The 23,128-nt window shown below is 71.0% G+C and carries 23 protein-coding genes; 11 read left to right on the top strand and 12 right to left on the bottom strand.

Features of this window, described 5'->3' with window-relative positions; all coding sequences use genetic code 11:
- Positions 1 to 22 precede the first annotated feature (22 nt).
- Genes B4N89_RS17690 through B4N89_RS17680 form a run of 3 tightly spaced genes read left to right on the top strand, consistent with a single transcriptional unit; the run spans position 23 to position 1,074 of the window.
- Positions 23 to 403 (top strand): Scr1 family TA system antitoxin-like transcriptional regulator, encoded by a 381-nt coding sequence (locus tag B4N89_RS17690; RefSeq protein ID WP_268812515.1) that lies wholly within the window; start codon positions 23 to 25, stop codon positions 401 to 403.
- Positions 400 to 564 (top strand): DUF397 domain-containing protein, encoded by a 165-nt coding sequence (locus B4N89_RS17685; RefSeq protein WP_235618672.1) that lies wholly within the window; start codon positions 400 to 402, stop codon positions 562 to 564. The genes B4N89_RS17690 and B4N89_RS17685 overlap by 4 nt, the downstream gene beginning before the upstream one ends.
- Positions 565 to 585: 21 nt before the next feature.
- Positions 586 to 1,074, top strand: a complete 489-nt coding sequence (locus B4N89_RS17680) for an NUDIX domain-containing protein (RefSeq protein WP_321170723.1) — start codon at positions 586 to 588, stop codon at positions 1,072 to 1,074.
- A 19-nt stretch (positions 1,075 to 1,093) separates the two neighbouring features.
- On the opposite strand, the gene B4N89_RS52635 is transcribed toward B4N89_RS17680, so the two are convergent.
- From B4N89_RS52635 to B4N89_RS17665, 3 genes are read right to left on the bottom strand one after another with little or no spacing between them, the layout of a single operon-like run.
- Complete coding sequence (locus B4N89_RS52635) at positions 1,094 to 1,582, bottom strand: amidohydrolase family protein (RefSeq protein ID WP_268812544.1); 489 nt, start codon at positions 1,580 to 1,582, stop codon at positions 1,094 to 1,096.
- Positions 1,540 to 2,454, bottom strand: coding sequence for a menaquinone biosynthesis prenyltransferase MqnP (gene mqnP / locus B4N89_RS17670; protein WP_414646374.1), 915 nt, complete (start codon positions 2,452 to 2,454; stop codon positions 1,540 to 1,542). Before mqnP ends, B4N89_RS52635 begins: the two co-directional genes overlap by 43 nt.
- Complete coding sequence (locus tag B4N89_RS17665) at positions 2,451 to 3,902, bottom strand: menaquinone biosynthesis decarboxylase (protein ID WP_078979432.1); 1,452 nt, start codon at positions 3,900 to 3,902, stop codon at positions 2,451 to 2,453. Before B4N89_RS17665 ends, mqnP begins: the two co-directional genes overlap by 4 nt.
- Positions 3,903 to 4,016: 114 nt before the next feature.
- Here B4N89_RS17665 and B4N89_RS17660 point away from each other — a divergent pair, with 114 nt between their 5' ends.
- The 3 genes from B4N89_RS17660 to B4N89_RS17650 all read left to right on the top strand — a co-directional run bounded on the left by B4N89_RS17660 (position 4,017) and on the right by B4N89_RS17650 (position 8,353).
- Positions 4,017 to 6,161, top strand: a complete 2,145-nt coding sequence (locus B4N89_RS17660; RefSeq protein ID WP_143657999.1) for a DUF4139 domain-containing protein — start codon at positions 4,017 to 4,019, stop codon at positions 6,159 to 6,161.
- 1 nt (position 6,162) lies between these two features.
- On the top strand, positions 6,163 to 7,812 hold the full coding sequence (locus B4N89_RS17655) for a DUF4139 domain-containing protein (RefSeq protein ID WP_235618670.1): 1,650 nt from the start codon (positions 6,163 to 6,165) through the stop codon (positions 7,810 to 7,812).
- A gap of 91 nt (positions 7,813 to 7,903) precedes the next feature.
- Positions 7,904 to 8,353 (top strand): PLD nuclease N-terminal domain-containing protein, encoded by a 450-nt coding sequence (locus tag B4N89_RS17650; RefSeq protein WP_078976783.1) that lies wholly within the window; start codon positions 7,904 to 7,906, stop codon positions 8,351 to 8,353.
- Between the two features lie 108 nt (positions 8,354 to 8,461).
- Here the strand turns inward: B4N89_RS17650 and B4N89_RS17645 are convergent, their stop codons facing one another.
- Positions 8,462 to 9,364 (bottom strand): IclR family transcriptional regulator, encoded by a 903-nt coding sequence (locus B4N89_RS17645; RefSeq protein ID WP_078976782.1) that lies wholly within the window; start codon positions 9,362 to 9,364, stop codon positions 8,462 to 8,464.
- A 105-nt stretch (positions 9,365 to 9,469) separates the two neighbouring features.
- Here B4N89_RS17645 and B4N89_RS17640 point away from each other — a divergent pair, with 105 nt between their 5' ends.
- The gene (locus B4N89_RS17640) at positions 9,470 to 11,287 is read left to right on the top strand and encodes an N-acyl-D-amino-acid deacylase family protein (RefSeq protein WP_235618669.1); all 1,818 of its coding nucleotides are present in this window, start codon (positions 9,470 to 9,472) and stop codon (positions 11,285 to 11,287) included.
- A gap of 153 nt (positions 11,288 to 11,440) precedes the next feature.
- On the opposite strand, the gene B4N89_RS17635 is transcribed toward B4N89_RS17640, so the two are convergent.
- The 8 genes from B4N89_RS17635 to hemL form a co-directional block, all read right to left on the bottom strand.
- On the bottom strand, positions 11,441 to 12,064 hold the full coding sequence (locus B4N89_RS17635; RefSeq protein WP_078976780.1) for a rhomboid family intramembrane serine protease: 624 nt from the start codon (positions 12,062 to 12,064) through the stop codon (positions 11,441 to 11,443).
- Between the two features lie 68 nt (positions 12,065 to 12,132).
- Positions 12,133 to 13,017 carry an SAM-dependent methyltransferase gene (locus B4N89_RS17630; protein WP_078979430.1) on the bottom strand — a complete coding sequence of 295 codons (885 nt, stop codon included), beginning with the start codon at positions 13,015 to 13,017 and terminating at the stop codon, positions 12,133 to 12,135.
- A 137-nt stretch (positions 13,018 to 13,154) separates the two neighbouring features.
- A complete protein-coding gene (gene ccsB, locus B4N89_RS17625; RefSeq protein WP_078979429.1) occupies positions 13,155 to 14,174 on the bottom strand; it encodes a c-type cytochrome biogenesis protein CcsB in 1,020 nt (339 codons plus the stop codon).
- Between the two features lie 44 nt (positions 14,175 to 14,218).
- Positions 14,219 to 15,943, bottom strand: a complete 1,725-nt coding sequence (gene resB, locus B4N89_RS17620) for a cytochrome c biogenesis protein ResB (RefSeq protein ID WP_078976779.1) — start codon at positions 15,941 to 15,943, stop codon at positions 14,219 to 14,221.
- Entirely contained in the window at positions 15,943 to 16,677 is a 735-nt protein-coding gene (locus tag B4N89_RS17615; protein ID WP_078976778.1) for a cytochrome c biogenesis CcdA family protein, read from the bottom strand. Before B4N89_RS17615 ends, resB begins: the two co-directional genes overlap by 1 nt.
- Positions 16,678 to 16,703: 26 nt before the next feature.
- Positions 16,704 to 17,303, bottom strand: coding sequence for a TlpA family protein disulfide reductase (locus tag B4N89_RS17610; RefSeq protein ID WP_078976777.1), 600 nt, complete (start codon positions 17,301 to 17,303; stop codon positions 16,704 to 16,706).
- Between the two features lie 100 nt (positions 17,304 to 17,403).
- Positions 17,404 to 18,084: a histidine phosphatase family protein gene (locus tag B4N89_RS17605; RefSeq protein WP_078976776.1), complete on the bottom strand. Its 681-nt coding sequence runs from the start codon at positions 18,082 to 18,084 to the stop codon at positions 17,404 to 17,406.
- A gap of 2 nt (positions 18,085 to 18,086) precedes the next feature.
- A complete protein-coding gene (gene hemL, locus B4N89_RS17600; RefSeq protein WP_078976775.1) occupies positions 18,087 to 19,403 on the bottom strand; it encodes a glutamate-1-semialdehyde 2,1-aminomutase in 1,317 nt (438 codons plus the stop codon).
- Between the two features lie 311 nt (positions 19,404 to 19,714).
- Here hemL and B4N89_RS17595 point away from each other — a divergent pair, with 311 nt between their 5' ends.
- From B4N89_RS17595 to B4N89_RS17580, 4 genes are all read left to right on the top strand, one after another.
- Positions 19,715 to 20,686, top strand: coding sequence for a hypothetical protein (locus tag B4N89_RS17595; RefSeq protein WP_078976774.1), 972 nt, complete (start codon positions 19,715 to 19,717; stop codon positions 20,684 to 20,686).
- 221 nt (positions 20,687 to 20,907) lie between these two features.
- Positions 20,908 to 21,339, top strand: coding sequence for a hypothetical protein (locus B4N89_RS17590; RefSeq protein ID WP_126640807.1), 432 nt, complete (start codon positions 20,908 to 20,910; stop codon positions 21,337 to 21,339).
- Between the two features lie 93 nt (positions 21,340 to 21,432).
- Positions 21,433 to 22,122, top strand: coding sequence for a TetR/AcrR family transcriptional regulator (locus B4N89_RS53020; RefSeq protein ID WP_078976773.1), 690 nt, complete (start codon positions 21,433 to 21,435; stop codon positions 22,120 to 22,122).
- A 42-nt stretch (positions 22,123 to 22,164) separates the two neighbouring features.
- Positions 22,165 to 23,103: a TauD/TfdA dioxygenase family protein gene (locus tag B4N89_RS17580; RefSeq protein WP_078976772.1), complete on the top strand. Its 939-nt coding sequence runs from the start codon at positions 22,165 to 22,167 to the stop codon at positions 23,101 to 23,103.
- Positions 23,104 to 23,128: the final 25 nt, after the last annotated feature.

Below are 23,128 nucleotides of genomic sequence, written 5' to 3'. Positions count from 1 at the left end.
GGTGGTAGCCGGCCGGAAAGCCATGCCCGATGTGTCTTGTCAGTGCCCGCAAGCTCATGGGGCCTGTCGTGCGGTCGGTGGATTGGCCACGCTCGCCGAGCAACTCGAACACCTCCTCGACCTTGCCGCGCGCTTCGAGTCGGTGCGGATCCAGGTCCTGCCCTCCAGTTCTCCCGTAGCGTCTTCGATTCCGCTCTATCTGTTGGAATCCTCGCCCGGCAAGATGGTGGCCTGGATCGACATGCGATCAGGGTCGGCCCTGGTGACCGGCCCCGACGATACGGCCGAACTGCGGGTGCTGTTCGAGCGTTTGGAGGGGGCGGCGCTCGACCCGGCTGCCTCGCTCGAGTTGATCGACAGGAAGAGGCGGGAAGCATGCACGGCGATCGAGACGAGCCTGTGAAGTGGCGGAAGTCCTCCTACACCGAGGGGGAGAGCTGCGTCGAGGTGGCCACCTTCGACGACCGGGCGATGGGCGTACGCGACAGCAAGCTGGCGGCGTCCCCTGTCATTCCACTGCGCGCCCGCGCGTGGGCGGCCCTGGTCGCGGAGCTGCGCGAATAGCCGCCTGCCAGAGGACTTCACCTGGATGCCGGACGGCGGGCCTCCGTCACGTGGGCATCCGAGATTGCGGCGCCTTCCCCGTGCCACCGACCGCAAGGAATTCCGAGGGCACGCCACCGCCGGCGCGATCCTGACCGACGCCGCCGGCAGGTCCTGTTCGTCCGCCACCTCGCCCTCGACGCGTGGCTCCTTCCCGGTGGTCATCCGGAGCCCACCGGCACCACCCTGATCGGTGCGGCCATGCGGGAGCTCGCCGAGGAGACGGGTATCCGTTTCGATCTCGTCGTTCCGCTCCGGGACGATCCTGTGCACATCGACATCCACTCCATCCCCGCCAACGCGGGCAAGGGCGAGGACGACGAGGTCGCCGACGCCGCGTGGCGGTACCGAAAGCATCACCGACGTACGCCTTCGCGACCGAGTAACCGCCATCCGCCGCTGAACGACGATGGTGAAGGTCATCGGCCGACATGGGCCGGTGACCTTCACCATCGTCCCCTTGCCCCATAACGAGCCCGCCGGGTGTGGGTCAGCGGGCGCTGCGGATCAGGCGGCCGGGGCGGGCGCCGGTGTCTTGGCCGTTGCGGCGGGTGATCTGGCCGGCGACGATCGTGGCCAGGTAGCCCGTGGCCTGCTGGAGCATGCGGCCGCCGCCGGCGGGGAGGTCGTGGACCATGCGGGGGCGGTGCAGGGTGAGGGTGTCCGGGTCGATCACGTTCAGGTCGGCGCGTTTGCCCTCGGCGATCACGCCCCGGTCGGTCAGGCCGTACAGCGCGGCGGTGTCCATCGTCTGCTTGCGGACGAGGAACTCCAGCGGCAGCCGTCTCGGCCGGGATCGCCGCCTCGACCTTGGGCCGGGCCAACTCGGCCGTGAGCTTCCCGTGGTCCGGTCGGCCGCGTCGTGCGGATGGCACGCCCGCGGTGCTCCTGGGGTGGCTGTGGTCCGGGGCGGTGTTGCGGTGGCCGGATGGTGGGCTACGGGCGCAGGCCGCGGATGCCGAGGTCCAGCAGGGCGCAGACGAACAGGGCGATGCCGATGAAGCCGTTCGTGGTGAAGAAGGCTCGGTTGAGTTTGCTCAGGTCGTCCGGCTTGAGCAGGCTGTGTTCGTAGACGAAGGCCGCCGCCACGATCAGCAGGCCCAGCCACCAGAAGAAGCCCGCGCCGGTGAGGGCGCCGAACCAGACGAGCAGCAGCGTGGTTCCCACGTGGCTGATCTTGGAGGCGTTCAGCGCGGCGGCGATGCCCCACTTGGCCGGCACGCTCTTGACGCCGTGCGCGCGGTCGGCGGCGACGTCCTGGCAGCCGAAGATCAGGTCGAAGCCGCCGATCCAGGTGCCCACCGCCAGGCCCAGGACCACCGCCTCCCACGACCACGAGCCGGTGATCGCCAACCACGCGCCGACCGGGCCGATCGCCTGCGCGATGCCCAGGATCGCGTGGGGGACGTTGGTGAAGCGTTTGCCGTACGGATAGATCACCATCGGGATCACCGCCACCGGCGCGAGCGCCAGGCACAGCGGGTTCAGCAGCGCGGCGGCCAGCAGGTAGAAGAACAGCGCGACCAGTGCGCCGATCCACGCGGTGCGTACCGAGACCGCGCCGGTGACCAACTCCCGCGTGGCGGTGCGCGGATTGCGCGCGTCGATCTCCCGGTCGATGATCCGGTTGCAGGCCATCGCGAACGTGCGCAGCCCGACCATCGCCACGGTGACCAGGAAAAGCTCCCAGTAGTGCAGGCGTTCGTTGGTCTCGTACATCGCGGTGAAGGCCGCGATGTACGCGAACGGCAACGCGAACACCGAGTGCTCGATCAGCACCAGACGCAGGAACGCCTTGACCCGGCCGACCTCCGACGGTGCTCCGGGAGCGGGTAGAGCAGCGGACGTCACAGCCCGTATTCCTTCCATCGGCGGGTCACCTTGGCGGCGGTCTCCGGATCCGACACGACCATCTCCGGCCAGCCGCCGTCGCGGGTGTAGCCCTCCTCGGGCAGCTTGCGGGTCGCGTCGATGCCCGCCTTGCCGCCCCAGAACTGTTGGTAGGACGCGTGGTCGAGATGGTCCACGGGCCCCTCGACCAGCATCAGGTCGCGCGCGTAGTCGGTGTTGCCGAAAGCCCGCCAGGCAACCTCGTGATAGTCGTGCACGTCGCAGTCGGCGTCCACCACCACGATCAGCTTGGTCAGCGACATCATGTGCGCGCCCCAGATGGCGCTCATCACCTTTTGCGCGTGCTTGGGGTACTTCTTGTCGATCGAGACGATCGCGCAGTTGTGGAAGCCGCCCGCCTCGGGCAGGTCGTAGTCCACGATGTCCGGCACGATGATCTTGAGCAGCGGCAGGAAGAACCGCTCGGTCGCCTTGCCCAGCGGCCCGTCCTCGGTCGGCGGCCGGCCCACCACGATCGACTGGAGCAGGGGCTTCTCGCGCATCGTCACGCAGTCGATGGTCAGTGCCGGGAACGGCTCCTGCGGCGTGTAGAAGCCGGTGTGGTCGCCGAACGGGCCCTCGGGCAACATCTCGCCCGGGGTCAACCAGCCTTCGAGCACCACCTCGGCCTCGGCCGGGACCTGGAGCGGCACGCTCACGCAGTCGACCATCTCGATCCGCTTGCCGCCGATGAAGCCGGCGAACAGGTATTCGTCGATGTCCCCGGGCAGCGGCGCGGTGGACGCGTACGTCACCGCCGGCGGACACCCGAACGCGATCGCCACCGGCAGCCGCTCACCGCGCTTGGCGGCCACCTGGTAGTGGTTGCGGCTGTCCTTGTGGATCTGCCAGTGCATCCCGATGGTGCGCTTGTCGTGCCGCTGGAGGCGGTACAGGCCCAGGTTGCGCACGCCCGTGTCCGGGTCCTTGGTGTGGGTCAGGCCCAGGTTGTAGAACGAGCCGCCGTCCTCGGGCCAGGTGAACAGCGCCGGGATGGTGTCCAGGTCGACCTCGTCGCCCTTGTACACCACCTGCTGGCACGGCGCGTCCTTGATCTTCTTCGGCGGGATGTGCGCGACCGCGCCGAGCTTGCCGAACGCCTCGCGGATCCCGCCGAAACCCTGCGGCAGTTCGGGCTTGAGCAGGCCGCCGATCTTCTCCGACAACTCGTCGTAGCTCTTCAGCCCGAGCGCCATCAGCATGCGCTCGTCGGTGCCGTAGACGTTCATCGCCAGCGGCATCGAACTGCCCTTGACGTTCTCGAAGAGCAGCGCCGGGCCCTTGGCCTTGTTCACCCGATCGGTGATCTCGCCGACCTCGAGATGCGGATCGACCTCGGCGCGCACGCGCTTGAGGTCACCGCGCTTCTCCAGTGCCTTCAGGAAAGCGCGCAAGGTCCCGTATGCCATGCGTGCCAGTATCCGATACGGACTCGCCGGACCCGCACGCGCACCCGCCCCCTCGGGCTACGTTGGTGCCTTCGTGCCGGGCAGGGACGGGCAGGGACGGGCAGGGAGGGGTACATGCTCACGGTCGCTTCGGAATTGCGTTCGGTGGTCGTTCACGCCGTCGGGGCGGTATGCGTACGAAATTGCGAGGTGGACCTGCCGGCGGAGGCGTCGGGGCCGGTACGGGTGCGGATCACCGGTTTCCCGTTGACCGCGTACGGCGACCGGTTGCGGGCGCGGGTGGTCGCGGGTGGTGCCGGCGTACGGGTCACGGATGTGCGGCCCGCGGTCGACGTCGAGGTGGTCGACGACGCGGATCTGCCGGACGTCCTGCGGGACCTGGAGGCCGCCGAGTCGCGGCTGCGGGCGCTGCGCGAGCGACGCGCCCGTCTCGACGCGGAACTGGGCCGGATCGCCGGCCTGGAGCCGGTGTCGCCGCCCGTGCGCCGCGGCGACCCGCCGCGCACCGCGCCGGTGTCCGCGCTGCTCGAGTTGGCCGCGTTCGCGGACGAGCGGTCGGCGGCGCTGCACGAGCGGATCACCGCCTGCGACGCGGAGATCCGCGAGGCGATGCGCGACGTGGACGTGTACCGGTTCCGGCTCAACGCCGGGTCCGGCGCCGAGCGGACCGAGCGGGCCCAGGCGTCCGGGACCGCCGTGGTCACCCTGGAGCACACCGGCGGGGCCGGCCCGGTCGAACTCGCGGTGGAGTACCACGTGCCCGGCGCGCGCTGGGCGCCGATGTACCAACTGCGCCTGGACGAGGCGATGACCGGCGGCACGCTGGTGATGCGGGCCTGCGTCGCGCAGCGCACCGGCGAGGACTGGTCCGACGTCCGGCTCGGGCTGTCCACCGCCGACCTGGCCCGCGGCGCCGACCTGCCCGAGCTCAAGTCGCTGCGGCTGGGCCGGCGGCAGAGCGCGCCCGCGCACGCGGGGTGGCGCGAGCCGCCGACCGGGCTGGCCGACCTGTTCGCGGGGTACGACGCGAGCCGGGCCGAGCGGGCGCGATCGAGCCGGCCCGGGCCCGGGGCGGCGGCCGGCGCGGTGGAGATGGCCGTGGCGAGCGAAACGATGGACGACGAGGACCGGATCGTGTACCGGGCCGCCCCGCCGCCCGCCCCGGTGACCGCGGCCCCGGCACCCCTGGCCGCGCCGATGGCACCCGGCGGCTACGGCGGCCCGCCCCCGCCCGCCGCCGCCCGCCCCGCCCCGCGCAGCCGCTTCCGCCGCGGTGCCTCGGCCGAGGCGGCCGGGGGCGACGCGTACGGAGGCGACACGTACGGGGGCGCCGGCTTCGCCGCGTTCCAGGAGTCCGGTTTCGCCCCCGAGGCCGACGCGCGCTTCGTCGACACCGACGAGGACCCGTCGGTCCCGACCGAGCCGGGCGCCGACCTGCTCGACTACGCCGCGCTCGAACTGCGCGGCGCCGACGACGAACCGCAGGCCCGGGGCCGGTTGCGCGCCGCGGCGTCCGAACCCGGGGGCGTGGCGGCGGAGTACCGCCGGCGCGCCGACGAGGTCACCCGGCTCACCCTGCCCGAGCACGCGCTCGCGCCGCGCGACGCGGCCGGGTCGTACGACTACCGCTTCGACACCGCGGCCCCGGCCGAGGTGGCCGCGGACGGCGCGTGGCACACCATCCCGGTGTGCGAGATCGAGATCGGCCTCGACCCCGAGTTCGTCTGTGTGCCCGCCCTGGACGACGCGGTGTTCGGCACCGTCGTACTCGCCAACGCCTCCCCCCACGCGCTGCTCGCGGGGCCGGCCGACGTGTCGGTGGCGGGCGAATTCCTGATGACCGTGCCGCTGCCGACGCTGGCGCCGGGTGCGCGCGAGCGGGTCGGGGTGGGCGTGGTGGAGAGCGTGCAGGTCTCGCGCAACGCGCACATGCGCGAGTCGACCGCGGGTCTTCGCGGCGGCACCGTCGTGCTCGACCACCGCATCGAGGTGGAGGCGGTCAACCACCTCGCCCGCCCGATCCGGCTCGACATCCTGGAGCGGGTCCCGGTCACCGACGACAAGGACGTGCGGATCGAGGAGCACGACGGCGCCCCGCGCTGGGTCGAGGACACCGAGCTGCGCGACGGACGCCACGTCGCGGGCGCGCGGGTGTGGCACGTCGAGCTCGCCCCGGGCGAGCGCAAGGACCTGACCGGCGGCTACGAGATCCGGATCCCGGCGGCGAAGGCCGTGGTCGGCGGCAACAGGAGGGTTTGAGATGACGCAGCCGATGGCTCGGCCGACGACGCAACCGACGGCTCGGTCGACACGCACGCAGGGCACGCCGGCCGATCCCAAGCCGCAGACGCTGCCGATCACCGCGGTGACCTGCCTGGAGGACCGGGCCCAGGTGACCCGGTCCGGCCGGCTCGGCCTGACCGAGGGGGTACAGCGGGTCCTGATCGGGCCGGTGACCCCCCTCGCGGTGGACCGGTCGCTGCGCGCCGAGGTGGTCGCCGACGACGGCACCGCGACCGCGATCGACGCACGGGTGGTACGCACGTACACCCCCGAACCCGCGAACGGTCCGGGTCCGGACGCATCCGAACTGCGCCGACTGGTCCACGAGTTGCATACCAAGGACATCGAACTGACCCGGCGCGAGGAGCGGTTGCGCGGCCGACTCGCGCTGATCACGCAGGCCGAACACGAGTTGCGCCGCGAGATCGTCGAGCACACCGGCTACGGAAGCACCGATCCGCAGCGCTGGGCCGGCGAACTCGACCGGCTCTCCGCCGAGGCCGAACTGCGGTTTGCCGACCTGCACACGTTGACCGAGGAGAAGAGCGCGCTGGTCCGCCGGTCGCGCGACGCGCAGGCGGCTCTCGACCTCGCCGAGCGGGCGCCGGAGGAGCTGACCGCGACCGTCGAGGTGGTGATCGACGCGGAGCGGGCGGGTTCGGCCGAGCTGCGCGTGACGCACCTGGTGCCCTGCGCGCTGTGGCGACCGGCCTACCGCGCGACGCTGGCTCCCGACCGTCGCTCGATCGAGCTGGAGTGCGACGCCATGGTCTGGCAGCGCACCGGCGAGGACTGGTCCGGGATCGCACTGTCCCTGTCCACCGCGCGGCCGACCCTTGCCGCACGGCCGCCGAGCCTGGTCGAGGACCGGCTCACCCTGCGCGAGCGCACCCAGGAGGAGAAGAAGCAGGTCGAGGTGGACCTGCGCGAGGAGGACATCGCCGCGGTCGGCAAGGTCGCGGCCGCCCCCTCGGGCACCGCCGAATTGCCCGGCGTGGACGACGGCGGCGAGGTCCGGGTACTGGCCGCGCCCGGGCCGGTGGACGTGCCCGGCGACGGCCGGCCGCACCGGGTCCGGCTGACCACCTTCTCCGCCGACTGCGCGCCCGAGGCCGCGTGCGCGCCGGAGTTGTCGGAGTACGTGAGCCAGGTCGTGCGGTTCGCCAACGACGCGGGGCACGTGCTGCTCGCGGGCCCGGTGGAGTTGGTGCGCGGCAGCGGCTACGTCGGCCGCGGGCGGCTCGACTTCGCCGCGCCGGGCGAGGAGGTGCGGTTGCCCTTCGGGAGCGAGGACGACTTCCGGGTGGTCCGCGAGGTCACCGAGTCGCGCACCACGGCGGCGCTCACCGGGCGCACGGTGATCACCCGTACCGTGACCGTCTTCGTCTCGCACATCGCGGCGCCGGGAGCCGAGGCGCCCGGGACGGTGGTGCTGCGCGAGCGGGTGCCGGTGTCGGAGGTGTCGGCGGTCGAGGTCAAGGTGCGCCGCGACCTGTCGGAGCCGGCCCCGGACGCGATCGACGACCAGGGGATCGTGCGCTACGACGTGGCGTTGTCGGCCGGCGAGCGGCGGCGGCTGACGCTGGTGTACGAGCTGCACGCGTCGGGCAAGGTCACCGGGTTGTGAGCGATCCGGTGTTCATGAAGCCGACCGTTTACGCTGGATGGGAGACGCGTCCGAGTACCGAGCGCCGAGTACCTGCCTGGGAGACCGCCACATGATCAGGGTCCTGCTGTTGCTGCTGCCCCTGGCCGTCGGGATCTACGCGTTCATCGACTGTCTGACCACTGATGAACGCAAGGTCCGCAGCCTGCCCAAGATCGCCTGGGTCTTCATTCTGTTGTTGTTCTGGCCGGTCTTCCTCGGACCGATCGGCTGGTTCGTCGCCGGACGTCCCAGGAACGAGCACGTCCCCGGCTCCGGTGGCGGGTTCGTGAGCCGGGGCCGGGGCCGGCAGATGGCCCCCGACGACGACCCCGAGTTCCTGGCGTCGCTGGCCAGGAACGAGCGCAAGCCGGGCGACGCGCCCAAGCCCGGCACCGACGAGGACGAGATGTTGCGGCGCTGGGAGGAAGACCTCAAGCACCGCGAGGACGACCTGCGCAGCCCCGACCGGGACAACCCGGAAGGCCGCGCGAAGGACAAGGACGCGAAGGACAAGGACTGAGCGCGGCGCGGGGACCGCGCGTGCCGTGTGGACGAGCGCCGGCCGGCGATCCGGCCGGCGCTCGTCGCCGTGGTGGCGGTGTATCGCTCGTCGCCGTGGCGACGGTGTCTACAGTGCGGCGGCCACCTCGGCCGCCGCGTCCGCGAGCAGTCGGCCGGTGCGCTCCAGAGTGCGGCCGTCGGTGCGCGGCGCGAAGCCGCGCAGGCTCAGGATCAGTACGAGGTCGCCGTCCGGGGCGTGCACCGGTGCGCTGATCGCGCCCACCCGGTAGTCCCGATCGGCCTCCAGCTCGTCGATCTGGCCACCGTCGGAGCCGCCGATCTCGGCCGCGATCTCCTCCAGCAGGGTGCGCAGCCGGGCCGCCGACGCGCCCGCGCCGAGCGTATCCAGGCCCTCCAGGTGCTCGTCCAACTCGCCCAGCGTCTCGCCCAGCCGGGTCTCCACATCGGTGACCAGCTCGATCGCGAACCCGCCGCGCCGCGCGTTGTCGATGGCATGCTCCATCCGGGTCCGCGCGACGGGGCCGTCGGCCTCGTCCAACCAGCGGCGGACCGTCTGCTCGTCGGCCCAGGGCACGTAGCCGATGCCGAGCGGCGGGGTGATCGGGGCCTGGGCACCGATGTTGGGCCGGTGCGGTTCCGCGCCCGGCGCGCGCACCACCTCCGCGATGGCCACGTGCCGCTCCCCGGGGGTCATCGCGAAGCAGGTCAGCCCGGTCTCGTCACGCAGCCGGCGCATCACCGGCCGGGCCACGTCGAGCACGCCGAGCCCGCGCGCGGCGGCGCGCCCGACCGCGACCAGGGCCGGACCCAGTCGGTAGGTGCGCCGGGTGGGGTGGCGGATCAGCCAGCCCAGTGAGGTCAGGCTCGCCAGCATCGGATGGCAGGTCGCGGGGGTCACCGCGAGGTGCCGGGCGATCTCGGACAGGGTCAGCCCCTCGGCGGGCCGTTCGGCGATCGCGTCGATCAGCGAGACGAGTCGGTCGGTCTGTGGCGAGGGGCGTGGGGCCATGGCGGGACCATATCGGATCGATCCGCCGATCTTTTCGCATAGTGCACATCTTGACTCGCACAGTGCGCAGCCGTACGGTCTGCCCACCTTACCGGGGAGGCTGCTGTGAACGACCTCGAAACTCCTGTGCACGACGTCGGGACCCCCGTCTACGACCTCAAGATCGTCAACGCCACGATCGTCGACGGCACCGGCGCGGATCGGTTCGCCGGCGACATCGGGATCCGGGACGGACTGATCGTCGCGGTGCGCCGGCACGACGGCCCGGATCCGGCCCTGGACGGCGCCGCGGCCGAGACGATCGACGCGGCCGGCCGGCTGGTCACGCCGGGCTTCGTGGACATCCACACCCACTACGACGGCCAGGCCACCTGGGACGAGGTGCTCGACCCGTCCACCTCGCACGGGGTGACCACGGTGGTCTCCGGGAACTGCGGGGTCGGCTTCGCCCCGGTGCGGCCGGGTCGCGAGGACTGGCTGATCCGGTTGATGGAGGGCGTCGAGGACATCCCCGGCACCGCGCTGGCCGAGGGCATGACGTGGGGTTGGGAGACCTTCCCCGAATACCTGGACGTGCTGGAGCGGCGTACCTTCGCCGCCGACATCGGCGTCCAGGTCGCGCACGGCGCGGTGCGGGCGTACGCGATGGGCGAGCGGGGCGCGCGCAACGAACCGGCCACGCCCGAGGACATCGCGGCGATGGCGGCGATCGTCACCGAGGCGATCGAGGCCGGCGCGCTGGGCTTTTCCACCTCGCGCACCGTCGCGCACAAGGCGATGGGCGGCGAGCCGGTGCCGGGCACCTTCGCCACGGAGGACGAACTCTTCGGCCTGGGCCGGGCGATGGCCGCGGGCGGGCGGGCCGTGTTCGAACTGGCGCCGACCGGCTCGTCCGGCGAGGACATCGTCAAGCCCGCCTCGGAGGTGGCCTGGATGCGTCGACTCGCCGCCGAGATCGGCATGCCGGTGTCGTTCGCGCTGCTCCAGGTGAACGCGGCGCCGCAGTTGTGGCGGGAGTTGATGGCCGAGTCGCAGGCGGCGAACGAGGCGGGCGCGCAACTGCATCCGCAGATCGCGGGACGTCCGTTCGGGATGCTGACCGGGTTCGGCACCCGCAACGCGTTCAGCAAACGACCGACCTTCCGGGCGCTGGACGACCGGCGCGTGGCGGGCGAGTTGGACGACGCGGCGTTCGCGGCCGAATTGGCCCGGCCGGAGGTCAAGGCGGCGATTCTGGCCGAGGCGGACCTGCCCAGCGACCCGAACGTCCCCGGTGACTCGGTCAATCTGGCGATGCAGTACATGCTCGACCGGATGTACCCGATGGACCCCGTCCCGGACTACGAGCCGCTGCCGGACCGGACCGTGGTCGCGATCGCGCGGGCCCGGGGCGAGGAGCCGTTGGCGACGCTGTACGACCTGCAACTGGCCGACGACGCGCGGACCACGCTGATGGTGCCGATGTTCAACTACTCCGACGGCGACCACGAGGCGATCCGGGAGATGTTGACCCACCCGGCGAGCGTGTTCGGCCTGGCCGACGGCGGCGCGCACTGCTCGATGATCTGCGACGCGTCCCAGCCCACGTTCCTGCTCACCCACTGGGCCAGGGACCGCACCCGCGGCGAGCGGCTGCCGCTGGAGTTCCTCGTCCGCAAGCAGACGATGGACACCGCCGCGCTGTACGGCCTGACCGACCGGGGCGTGATCGCCGAGGGCAAACGCGCCGACCTGAACGTGATCGACCCGGACACCCTCACCCTGCACCGCCCCCGCATGGTCCACGACCTCCCCGCCGGCGGCGGCCGCATGCTCCAGCAGGCCACGGGCTACATAGCCACGATCGTCGCCGGCCAGATCACCCGCCGCAACGGCCAAGACACCGGCGCCCGCCCCGGCCGCCTGATCCGCGGCGCCCGCTGACCCACACCCGGCGGCCCTTTGCGGGACAAGAGGGATCGACGGTGAAGGCCACCGACCCACCCCGGCCGGTGACCTTCACCCTCGCCTTCGGCGGCGGATGGCGGCGACTCGGTCGCGAAGGCGTACGGGTGGCCGGTTCCGTGGCGGCGGCCCTCAGATGATCGGCAGCCCGTCGGGGGAGGGCTGTGGCGTGTCGCGGTGGGCGGTGGGGCGGCGGCGACGGAAAGCAACCGCCGCGATCACTCCGCCGATCAGGCCGAACAGGTGGCCCTGCCACGAGACGCCCTCCGCGAGCGGGAGGACTCCCGTCGCGAACGAGCTGCCGTACAGGGCCACCACCGCGAAACCGATCAGCACGTCGAGCAGTCGCCGGTCGGCGAAGCCGCGCACGATCAGATACCCGAACAGGCCGAAGACCAGGATGCTCGCGCCCGCCGTGTTCGACCCCGAGTGCGCGGTGAGCCACACCCCGAAGCCGCCGACCACGGTGATGGTGAGCAGCACGAGCAGGAACCGGGCGACCCCGCGCAGCGCGGCCAGGAAGCCGAGCACCATCAGCGGAAGCGTGTTGGACACGATGTGCCCGATCCCGAAGTGCAGGAACGGCGCGGTGAGGATGTCGGGCAGTTCGTCCGCCCGGCGCGGTGTCACCCCGTGCGTCAGCAGCGAGTCGTCGGTCGCGTAGTTGATCGCCTGGACCACCCAGACGGCGCCGATCAGCACGCCGGTGATCAGGACCGCGTCGCGAACTCCCGATATGGATATGCGGGATGACATGCTCCACCCTCCCCGGCGGCACGTGATGCCGCCACGGGCCACAGTATGGACCGTCGGCGTGCCGGGGGTCAGTGTGGTTTGCGGACCACGAAGACGTAGTAGCCCATGTATTCGTCGATCAACTCGCGGAGCTTCGGCATCGCCGCGTCCATGCTCGCGGTCGTCTCCGCGCCGTAACGGGCCAGGATCCGCTCGTGGTGCTCGCGGTAGAAGATGTCCATCAGGTCGCCGGTGACCACGAAGCTGTCGGTGTGGTTCTCGAGGCGTTCGAGGTCGAACCCGGCCTCGGTGGTGACGCGTTCGAGCAGGGCCGCGGGTGCCTGGGGCGGTGGGGACGTCCACACCGCGCGCCATACGGCCAGGTGTTCCGGGGTCGGCTCGCCGCGTTTGGTGAACTCGGTGAACAACAGCCGTCCGCCGGGACGCAGTACGCGCCATGCCTGGCGCAGCACGGCGAGGCGATTGTCCATGTGGGCGAACGAGTCGATGGCCCAGGCGGCGTCGTACGACTCGTCCTCGTACTCCTTGCCGAGGTCCATCGCGTCGGCGAGGGCGAAGCCCACCCGGTCGGCGAGTCCGGCCTCGTCGGCGCGGGCCCGGCACAGTTCCACCTGGGAGCCGCTGACGGTGATGCCGGTGACCCGGGCCCCCGTCGCGCGCGCGGCCCGCAGGGCCGGGCCGCCGGTGCCGCAGCCGATGTCGAGCAGTTGATCGTCCGGCCCGAGGTCCAGGGCGGCGATGTAGTGGTCGGTCTGCCGATCCATGGCGAGGTTGGCCAGGTCGGTCAGGCCGGCGGCCCGAGTCCGTGCGCCCGGCGTCACCCACATGCCGACGTGGATGGCGGCGTCGCCGAGGATCAGACCGTACAGATCACCGAACTCGTCGTAGGAGGCGCCGACTTCTTCGGGAGTGGGAGCGGCCTGGGCACTTTCCGAGTATTCGTCCACTGCCATGGTCGCCACCATAGCGCTGTGTGACCACTCGGACACCGAGGAAATCGGCCAGTTCCCACGGGGCGGCGAACGCCGAGACGGGTCCGCCCCGTTGCCCGGTCGGGGCAACGGGGCGGACCCGTCGAGGAATGTGCGAATCACACCCCCGCGTACGAGTGCAGCCCGTTCACGAAGATGTTGACCCCGTAGTAGTTGAACAGGAAGCACGAGAAGGCCACCAGCGAGACCACCGCCGCCTTCGAGCCCTTCCAGCCGGCCGTGGCGCGCGCGTGCAGGTAGGCCGCGTAGGCCACCCACGTGATGAAGGACCAGACCTCCTTGGGGTCCCAGCCCCAGTAGCGGCCCCACGCGTTCTCCGCCCAGATCGCGCCGCACACGATCGCGAACGTCCACAGCGGGAAGATGATCGCGTTGACCCGGTAGGCGGTCTTGTCCAGCGAGGAAGCGCTGGGCAGACGGGCCAGTTGGTCGTCGAAGCGGCCCCGCTTGGTGTCGGCCGGGTCGGCCTGCCGGCGCTCGTAGCGCTGCTTGAACAGGAACAGGATCGAGGCGAGCGCGCCGATGTGGAAGGCGCCGAACGACACGATCGCGGACGCGACGTGGATCCACAGCCAGTACGAGTCCAGCGCCGGGACCAGTTGCTCGGAGTCGGTGTACAGCACCGTCACCGCCACGCCGAGCGTGGTGAGCACCGGCAGCGTGACGAACAGGCCCAGCCAGCGCACCGGGTACTTCCACAGCAGCGCCAGGAACGCGGTGACCACCATCAGCGCGACCGACGTGGAGAACTCGTACATGTTGCCCCACGGCGCCCGCTCCACCGAGATGCCGCGCGTCAGCACGGACCCGGCGTGCAGCAGGAAGGCCAGTACGGTCAGCGAGACCGCCACCCGGCCGATGCGGTCGGCCCGTTCGCTGCCGCCCGCCACGTTGCCCTCGTCCTCGGCGCCGGCGCCGGTGTCCGCGCCGTCGCGCAGCACCACCACCGGCCGCTCGGCCAGCGCGACCCCGCCGCCCGCGCCCTCGGCGGCGGCCGGTTCCAGCACCTCGACGGTCAGGTCGGCGGAGCGTTTGGCCACCGTCCCGCTGCTGCCGAAGGTCCATTCCATGCAATAGGCGAAGAACGCCATCAGGTAGACGGCGATCGCCGAATACATCAGCACATTGCTGAATTGGGCGAGGTTTTCGTTGACGCCCACGCTCACTCCTTGACCTTGGTGCCGGGAGAGTTCGCCGGCGCGGCCTCGCGCAACGCGTCCACGAACTCCTGTACCTCATCGCCGAGGCCCCCACCCTCGGTGCGGGCGAGCCCGCCGACCTCGACGACCGTGTGACCGTCGGGGCCTTCCGCCGCGCGCACCCACATCCGGCGGCGGCGTACGAACAGTGACAATACGAGACCGACGATCGCGGCGATCGTGCTGATCAGCGCGAGCCCCTTGCCGGGCTCGCTGGCGACCTGGAAGTTGGCCCAGGTCTTGACGCCGTCGAAGGTGATCGTGCCGGCGCCGTTGGGCAGGTCCACGGTGTCGCCGACCTTGAGCGCCTTGCGCCAGATGTCGTTGCCGTCCATGAACTTCGACATCTTGTTCGCCTTGAGCGCGTAGTAGTTCTGCGGCACGCCCGAGTCCATGCCCAGGTCGCCCTCGTAACCGCTGATCATCAACCGGGGGTTGAGCAGCGACGGGAACACCGAGATCGGACCGCGCTTCGGGTCCACCAGGAGGTTGCCGTCCTGGTCCATCGGCGCGCTGGGCAGGAACTGCGCGTCGAAGCCGAGCTGCTTGAGGCCGGCGCTGACGTCCGGGACCTTGATCACGCCGGTCGAGGTGCGGTTGCCGTCCTGCGGCAGGAACACGGTCGGGCCCTTGTAGGCGATCTTGCCCTTGGCGTCGCGCACGGTCACCTCGGGCGCGTAGCCCGTGGCGATCATGAAGACCTTGGTGTCGCCCACTTGGAGCGGGTGGTTGACCCGGATCGTGCCCGACTTGTCCTTGCCCTCGTGCCCGTACCAGGACTCGATGTGCGCGGTGAACGAGCGCGGCTCGCCGCGCTTGGCCCCGGTCGGCTGGAAGGTCTGGTCGACCGATTTCAGCCGGAATCCGAACGGCTCCAGGTTGTCCTCGTCGACCAGCGCGCCGAACTGGCGGTCGTCGTACTGGGTGAGCACGTTGGCGAAGCTGCCGCCCTCGACCACGATCTTGCCGCCCTTGACGCTGTACAGGCTGCCCAGGGCGAACGCGACCAGAATGCCGAACAGCGCGATGTGGAAGAGCAGGTTGCCGGTCTCGCGCGCGTAGCCCTTCTCCGCCGCGATCGTGTCGCTGCCCGGGTTGAGCCGAAAGCGCCGCTTCTTCAGCGTGGCGCGCGCCGCGGCCAACACCGCGTCGGGGTCCGCCGAGGTCTCCCACCGGGCGTACGCGGGCATCCGGGAGAGGTTGCGCGGCGCCTCCGGCGGCTTGGCCCGCAGCGTCTTCGCGTGCGCCCAGCAGCGCGGCACGATGCAGCCCAGGAGCGAGACGAACAGCAGGATGTAGATCGAGGCGAACCACCACGACGAGAACACGTCGAAGAGCTGGAACTTGTCCATGATCTTCGCGCGGGTCGGATGGTCGCGGAAATACTGGCTGACCTTGATCGGGCTGACCGGCCGCTGCGGGATCAGCGTCGGCGGCGTCGCCGCGATCGACAGCAGGAACAGCAGGATCAGCGCGACGCGCATCGAGGTCAACTGCCGCCAGAGCCAGCGCAGCCAGCCGACCGCGCCCAACTGCGGTTGGCGGATCTCCTCGTCGCCACTGTCCTGTACGGGCGCCGTGGACATCCCGGCGCCGGCTCGCGCCTCGGTCGCCGCGACCCGCTCGGGGTCGTCGTCCGGTCCGGGGTCGGCCCGGACGACGTCGTCGCTGTGGGTCTCGATGCTCATCAGAATCCGATCGTGTATTGCTGGGCCCACGACTGCATCTCGCGCATCAGGTGGTCCCACGCCCCGCTGAGCATGAGCACCCCGAGCAGCACGAGCATGCCGCCGCCCAGGCGCATCACCCAGACGTAGTGCTTCTTGACCCACCCGAACGCACCGAGGGCCTTGCGGAACGCGACCGCGGTGAGCAGGAACGGAACGCCGAGGCCCAGGCAATACGCGACCGTGAGCAGCGCTCCCCGATTGGCACTCGCCTCACTGGTGGACAGGGTGAGTACGGCCGACAACGTCGGGCCGATGCACGGGGTCCAGCCGAGGCCGAACACCACGCCCAGGAGGGGTGCCCCGACCAGACCTATGGTCGGTCGTTTGTGCACGCGGAACTCGCGCTGGAGTCCGGGCAGTACGCCCATGAACGACAGACCCAGCACGATCGTGACGCCGCCGAAGACCTTGGTGAGCGTCGACTGGTGTTCGGTCAGGGTCTGACCGAAGTAGCCGAAGGCGGCGCCCATGGAGACGAAGACGGCGGTGAAGCCGAGCACGAACAGCAGCACGCCGAGGAAGAGCCGACCGCGTCGGGCGTCCTTCAGGTCGGCACCGGAGACTCCGGTGACATAGCTGAGGTAGCCCGGCACCAGCGGGAGCACACACGGCGAGAAGAACGAGATCAACCCCGCGAGCAGGGCGATCGGCATCGCCGCGAACAGCGACCCCGTGTAGACCGTGTCGTTCATCCCCTGGGCTGCGAGAAGCACCTCGATCAGGCCTTCTCGTTCAACACGGGGTCGATCATCGAGCGCAGCTGGTCGATGTCGATCCCGCGCAGCACCCGGGCCGCGATCCGGCCCTCACGGTCGATGACCAGCGTGCTGGGGATCGCGTTGGGGTTCAGGTTGCCAGTGAACTTCAGGATCTCGCGCGCGTCCGGATCCCACAGGCTCGGATAGGTGATGCCCTTGCTGCTCACGAAGGCGAGCGCGTTCTCCTGGCTGCCGTCGCGGGTGTTGATCCCGAGGAACTGCACGCCCTTGTCCGCGTTCTCGACGTACGCGCGCTGGAAGTCGGCGGCCTCGGCCCGGCAGGGATTGCACCACGAGCCCCACACGTTCAGGACCACGACCTTGCCCTTGAACTCGGCGAGGCTGATGTCCTTGCCGTCCAGCGTCTTGCCGGAGACCGCCGGGGCCATCTTGCGGTCGGCCGGCTTCGCCCGGGCGATGCCGCTCTTGTCGCTGTCGACATAGCCCTTGCCGTCGCCGCCGCTCTTGCCGCCCGCGCTCATCCCGCTGCAACCGGTGAGAGCGAGCAGGGCCGCGGCGGTGAGCAGTGCGGCACGACGAGGGAGGCGGCGTGTGAGCATGTGAAAAGTTTCGCATGCCCTCACGACCGCTCCACTCGGGGTCCGTCGTGCCACCGACACTGCTTTAAATCATCCCGATTCGTCCCAAATAAATAGGGGGCTATGCCCCGAAGCTCTTGTTTTGCTTCTTGCCCGCGAGCTTGGCCGGCAGCAGGTCCCGAGCGGGCTCGCTGTAGCCGACGGAGACGATCTTGTCGCCCTCGTAGGTGAACGTGGTGAGCGAGGCGAGCGAGCACTGCCGGTTGCGCGGGTCGTGCCACAGGCGCCGCCGCTCGACGAACGAGCGGGTCACCCAGATCGGCAACTGGTGGCTGACGCACACCGCCTCGTGCCCGCGCGCGGCGTCTCGGGCAGCGCCGAGCGCGCCCATCATCCGGACCACCTGCTCGATGTACGGCTCGCCCCACGAGGGCTTGAACGGGTTGGTGAGGTGCTTCCAGTGCCCCGGGTTGCGCAGCGAACCGTCGCCGACCCCGAAGGTCTTGCCCTGGAAGATGTTCTCCGCCTCGATCAGGCGATCGTCGGTGGCGATCTCCAGGGAGTGCCGGCCGGCGATCGGCGCGGCGGTCTCCTGGGCGCGCTCCAGCGGCGAGGACACCACGTGGGTGATATCGCGCCCGGCGAGGTGGTCGGCCACCCGCTCGGCCATCTTCAGGCCCAGTTCCGACAGGTGGTAGTCGGGCAGGCGGCCGTACAGGATGCCGTGCGGATTGTGCACCTCGCCGTGGCGCATGAGGTGGACGATCGTCACGTCGCGGTTGGTCTGCGGCTTCTGAGCCATCGTCAGTTCTCCTGGGCACTCGCTGCGGCGCGGGCTGCGGCCGGCAGCGCGTCGAGGATACGGTTCACGGCCGCGTCGTCGTGGGCGGCCGAGAGGAACCACGCCTCGAAGGCGCTCGGCGGCAGGTACACGCCCGCGTCCAGCATCGCGTGGAAGAACGGGCCGAAGCGGAACGACTCCTGGGTGCGCGCCTGGTCGTAGTCGTGTACCGGCGCGTCGGTGAAGAAGATCGAGAACATGTTCCCGGCGGTGGACACCGTGTGTGCCACGCCCTCCTTGGCCAGCGCCGCCGACACCTCCGTGCGCAGCGCGAGCGAGGTTCGGTCCAGGTGCTTGTACACCGCGTCGGTGCAGTGCCGCAGCGTGGTCACGCCGGCGGCGGTGGCGACCGGGTTCCCCGACAGCGTGCCGGCCTGGTACACCGGGCCCAGCGGGGCCAGCTGGGACATCACGTCGGAGCGCCCGCCGAAGGCCGCCGCCGGGAAGCCGCCGCCCATCACCTTGCCGAAGGTGATCAGGTCCGGGACCACACCCTCCAGACCGAACCAGCCCGCCTTGGACACCCGGAAGCCGGTCATCACCTCGTCGGAGACGAACAGCGCGCCGTGCCGCTCGCACAGCGCCTTGATCCCGGCGTTGAAGCCCGGACGCGGGGTGACCACGCCCATGTTGCCCGGCGCGGCCTCGGTGATCACGCAGGCGATCTCGTCGCCGTGCGCGGCGAAGGCCGACTCGACCGCGACGAGGTCGTTGTACGGCAGCACGATGGTGTCGGCGGCCGAGGCGCCGGTGACCCCGGGCGTGTCGGGCAGCGCGAAGGTGGCCAGGCCGGAGCCGGCCGCGGCGAGCAGCGCGTCGACGTGACCGTGGTAACACCCGGCGAACTTCACCACCTTGGCCCGGCCGGTGAAGCCGCGCGCCAGCCGGATCGCGGACATGGTCGCCTCGGTGCCGGAGCTGACCAGGCGGACCTGCTCGACCGGGGCGATCCGGGAGACGATCTCCTCCGCGAGTTCGACCTCGCCGGCCCCGGGGGTGCCGAAGGACGTGCCGCGCGCGACCGCCTCGCGGACGGCCTCCTGGACGGCGGGGTGCGCGTGGCCCAGGATCATCGGGCCCCACGAGCAGACCAGGTCCACGTACTCGCGGCCGTCCGCGTCGGTCAGGTACGGGCCGGTGCCGGAGACCATGAAGCGGGGGGTGCCGCCGACCGCGCGGAAGGCGCGTACCGGCGAGTTGACGCCACCGGGGGTGACGGCCCGGGCGCGTGCGAACAGGGCGGCGGAGGCGGGTGCGGGGTTCTCGTTGGCAGAGCTCACCCGGTCATGCTCTCAAACAAATCCGGACCCGCTCCGCTCCCCGCCGCGGCGCCGGGCGCCGCCGGCCTACGACGACCGGAGCGGGTGTGCGCGGATTCGCGTTGGTTCCCGGGGATCCGGGAAGCGAAACCGGGGGTATGGCGCAGTATGATCGGACCACCCGGACTCGTGCCCACGGGTGAGGCATGTCCGGTGGGGTGCAGCACGACGATCGGGGTGCGCGCGTGGCGGCGAGAACACGTCGGAGTGGGCGGTCCGGGCGACGCGGGCGGATAGCCGGCGGCCTCGTTCCGACACTGGCGACGCTGCTGATGCTGGCCGGGACGGCGGCGTGCGGCGGCGACTCCCACGACGCCGGATCCACGGGCCTGCGCGGTGCGCTGGACGGGGTGCGCGACGACGCGTCGACCCGGGGCTGGTTCGAATACGGCGACACCGCCGCGATCGCCAAGGCCAACGGCGGCACCGCCGCGACCGGACCGTACGGCGCGCTGCTCGGCACCGGCTATCCCGATCTGGCCGCGATGGGGCCCCAGGTGGCGCCGGCGCTCGGGTTCGATCCGGCGAAGACGAACGAGGCGTGGTCGGCGGGCCGGCCGCCGCAGCAGGGCGGGGTGATCGCCGGCGGCTTCGACAAGGGCGCGGTGGTCGGCAAGCTGAAGGAGTTGGGCGGCAAGCCGGACCCGACCGCGGCGAGCGTGTACCGCCTGCGCGCCGACAACGAGTTGTCCGTCGACGACGCGTTGGCGCGCAAACTGCCGTCGGGGGTGGACCACTTCAACGCGGTGCGGGTCGCCGACCGGCAGATCGGCTACGGCTCGACCCTGCTTGGCGCCGACCTCTCCCGGGGCGGCACCCGGCTCGGCGCCGACCCGACCGTGCGCGCGCTGGCCGACTGCCTGGACCGGCCGCTGGCCGCGGTGCTCACCGACCGCGCCGGCGGTGGCGAGCAGCCGAGCGGGCCCCGGATCGCGGTGGGTGTGACGGGCAAGGCCGGGGTGCCCGGGACGAACGTGCTGTGCGTGGCCCGCGAGTCGGAACAGGCCGCCCGGGCCGAGGCCGATCGGCTGCACGGGGTGTTCACCGGCGGCGAGCCGACCGCGCAGGGTGTGCCGTGGAACGCGATGCTCGCCGACGTCCGGGCCGAGGTGGTCGGGGCGAACGTGGTGAAGATCACCGCGCGTTCGGCGGGTTCGGTGCGAACAGGGGTCTTCGTCAAGGCGTTGAACGACATGTCGCTCGCGCGGATCCTCGCGGGCGGGCCGCCTGGCCGGGAGTCCTGACGCATGCCGGCGCGGCACCGGTTCCGAGTGGTGCACACCTGTTACCCAACCGCGGTATGGGAAGCCCGCGCGACCTGCGACGATCTTCAACGAGTCCCCCTCGATCCCCCTCGGATCGAAACAAGCGAGCAGACCGAGACAAGCGAGCAGGGAGCGATGGCGTCGGGCGCCACGGGTGTGCGCACGTGTCACGGAACCGACCATGGTCGGGAGGTGCACACGTGGGCGTGACATATGAGTACTTCGGCGCACCCGATCGCGCGACCGCCGCGCGGGTGCCACCACTGATCGATCCGACCGACACGGTCGAACGCCCCACCAATTCCTACGTGTCGATCGTAAAGCCGGAGACGGTCAGCGCGATGGTGTTGTCGCTGCTCGGGGACACCCCGCCCGACGCGACGCCGCCGCTGGAGCTGGTCGTGCTGCATCCCGCGCACGCGGTGATGCAGTTGCCGCCGATGCTGATGGACGTGCTGCGCAACGCCACCGAGGAGGAGTTGGGCGCGGCGGCCTTCATCTGGTCGACGTTCCCGGACCGTCGGGTGCCGCGCGACGCGTATCTGCTGTATCGGATGTTGCACGACTGGACCAAGTTCGCCCGCGATCTGCACCACGCGGGGCACCAGTTGTACTGCCTGATGCACTCCTGAGCGCCCGCCGCCGCGGTGCGGCGGACCCGGGCTCGACGGACGAGCTTGATTAACCCACTTGAGTTATTCACTCACGCGGTTTAACGTGCGGCCATGACAGGGACGCACGGCGCTTCGGCGTCGGACCGCGGCGCCGGCGCACGCCTTTTGATGATCGAGGCGGCGGAGCGGCTGTTCGCCGAACGCGGCATCAACGGGGTCTCGCTGCGCGAGATCGGCGCCCAGGCCGGGCAGCGCAACACCGCCGCCGCGCGCTACCACTTCGGGTCGAAGGAGGCCCTGGTGGACGCGGTCTTCCGGCATCGTATGGAGCCGGTGAACGCGCGGCGCCTGGCGATGTTGGACGAACTCGACGCCGCCGGGCGCGGATACGACGCCCGAGGTCTGGTCGAGGCGTTCCTGTACCCGCTCGCCGACACCCTCGGCGAGGTCGGCAAGCCCAGTTGGTATCTGCGCTTTTGTGTGCACGCGGCGTTCCTGGAGGGCACCGCCGTCCGCGATCTCGCCCGCGAGGAGTGGACGCGCGGCATCCACACCGTGCGCGAGCGCATGCTCGGCCTGCTCGCCGAGTTGCCCGCGCACCTGCGCGACGACCGCTGGCTGCTGATGTCGTCCTACCTCACCCACGCCCTCGCCGACCGCGAGATGGCGCTGCACCACCCCGGCCGGCACACCCCGACCGCTCGGGAGCTCTTTTTGGCGGGTTTGACCGACACCGCCGTCGCGCTCTACCTGGCCCCGGTCTCCGCCCGGACCGCGGCCGCGCTCGACCCGTCCGCATAGCGGTCCCGCCACGGGACTTCGCTTCGCTCAGGAGGTTCGGCCATGACGAGCATCATCGACCAGCCCACGTACGAGGACCCCACCCCCGCCGCGGCCGCCGCGCTCGGCCTGGAAGTGCGGCCGATGGCCGGGCACATCGGCGCCGAGATCTTCGGCGTCGACCTGGCCCGGCCGTTGAGCGCCGAGCTGGTCGCCGAGATCAGGGCGATCTGGCTGAAGTGGAAGGTGGTGTTCTTCCGCGACCAGCACCTGACCCAGGAACAGCACAAGGCGTTCGCCCTCGCCTTCGGCGAACTCGCCCCCGGACACCCCACGTTGCCCGCCGCCTTCCCCGAACACCCGGAGATCCTGCTGCTGGACAACCAGCAGTTGGGCATGGGCGGCGGCGGCAGCTTCGTGGAGAGCCGCTGGCACACCGACGTGACGTTCATCCCCGACCCGCCGACCGCGTCCATCCTGCGCGGGGTGATCGTGCCACCGTACGGCGGCGACACCCAGTGGGCCAACCTCGCCCTGGCCTACGAGCGACTGTCCGACCCGCTCAAGGAGTTGGTCGACGGCCTGCACGCGGTGCACCACAACGCGCTGCCGATCAAGCGCGGCGAGATGCAGAGCAAGCTGGGCAAACAGTTCCTGGGCGACGGGCTGCGCGCGGTGCACCCGGTGGTGCGGGTGCACCCGGAGACGGGCGAGAAGGTGTTGTTCGTCAACCCGAACTTCACCAGTCACATCCGGGAGTTGACCCGCCAGGAGAGCGCCCACGTCCTGGAGATGCTCTACGCGCACATCGCCGACGCCGAGTTCAGCGTGCGCTTCCGGTGGCAGCCGGGCAGCATCGCGTTCTGGGACAACCGCGCGACGGTGCACCTCGTGCCCACCGACGTGCCGCCGGGCATGCGCCGTTCCATGCAGCGGGTGACCCTCCAGGGCTCGAAGCCGGTCGGCCCGGACGGCGCCGAGTCCTTCGCGCTGGAGGGCTGATCGGCCCCTGCGGGCAGCGCTCGAC

The sequence above is a fragment of the Embleya scabrispora genome, from assembly GCF_002024165.1.
GTDB classification, from domain to species: Bacteria; Actinomycetota; Actinomycetes; order Streptomycetales; family Streptomycetaceae; genus Embleya; species Embleya scabrispora_A.
The sequence above is the reverse complement of the archived record's forward strand: the minus strand, read 5'-3'. Positions and strand labels throughout refer to the sequence as shown.

Excerpts from the sequence above, each read along its gene's own strand:
- B4N89_RS17660 (WP_143657999.1), top strand. The coding sequence starts at position 4,017 with ATGCTCACGGTCGCTTCGGAATTGCGTTCGGTGGTCGTTCACGCCGTC.
- B4N89_RS17655 (WP_235618670.1), top strand. The coding sequence starts at position 6,163 with ATGACGCAGCCGATGGCTCGGCCGACGACGCAACCGACGGCTCGGTCG.
- B4N89_RS17615 (WP_078976778.1), bottom strand. The coding sequence starts at position 16,677 with ATGAACGACACGGTCTACACGGGGTCGCTGTTCGCGGCGATGCCGATC.
- B4N89_RS53020 (WP_078976773.1), top strand. The coding sequence starts at position 21,433 with ATGACAGGGACGCACGGCGCTTCGGCGTCGGACCGCGGCGCCGGCGCA.
- ccsB (WP_078979429.1), bottom strand. The coding sequence starts at position 14,174 with ATGTATTCGGCGATCGCCGTCTACCTGATGGCGTTCTTCGCCTATTGC.
- resB (WP_078976779.1), bottom strand. The coding sequence starts at position 15,943 with ATGAGCATCGAGACCCACAGCGACGACGTCGTCCGGGCCGACCCCGGA.
- B4N89_RS17645 (WP_078976782.1), bottom strand. The coding sequence starts at position 9,364 with ATGGCCCCACGCCCCTCGCCACAGACCGACCGACTCGTCTCGCTGATC.
- B4N89_RS17605 (WP_078976776.1), bottom strand. The coding sequence starts at position 18,084 with ATGGCTCAGAAGCCGCAGACCAACCGCGACGTGACGATCGTCCACCTC.
- B4N89_RS17665 (WP_078979432.1), bottom strand. The coding sequence starts at position 3,902 with ATGGCATACGGGACCTTGCGCGCTTTCCTGAAGGCACTGGAGAAGCGC.
- B4N89_RS17650 (WP_078976783.1), top strand. The coding sequence starts at position 7,904 with ATGATCAGGGTCCTGCTGTTGCTGCTGCCCCTGGCCGTCGGGATCTAC.
- B4N89_RS17630 (WP_078979430.1), bottom strand. The coding sequence starts at position 13,017 with ATGGCAGTGGACGAATACTCGGAAAGTGCCCAGGCCGCTCCCACTCCC.
- B4N89_RS17610 (WP_078976777.1), bottom strand. The coding sequence starts at position 17,303 with ATGCTCACACGCCGCCTCCCTCGTCGTGCCGCACTGCTCACCGCCGCG.
- B4N89_RS17595 (WP_078976774.1), top strand. The coding sequence starts at position 19,715 with ATGCTGGCCGGGACGGCGGCGTGCGGCGGCGACTCCCACGACGCCGGA.
- B4N89_RS17635 (WP_078976780.1), bottom strand. The coding sequence starts at position 12,064 with ATGTCATCCCGCATATCCATATCGGGAGTTCGCGACGCGGTCCTGATC.
- B4N89_RS17690 (WP_268812515.1), top strand. The coding sequence starts at position 23 with ATGCCCGATGTGTCTTGTCAGTGCCCGCAAGCTCATGGGGCCTGTCGT.
- B4N89_RS17580 (WP_078976772.1), top strand. The coding sequence starts at position 22,165 with ATGACGAGCATCATCGACCAGCCCACGTACGAGGACCCCACCCCCGCC.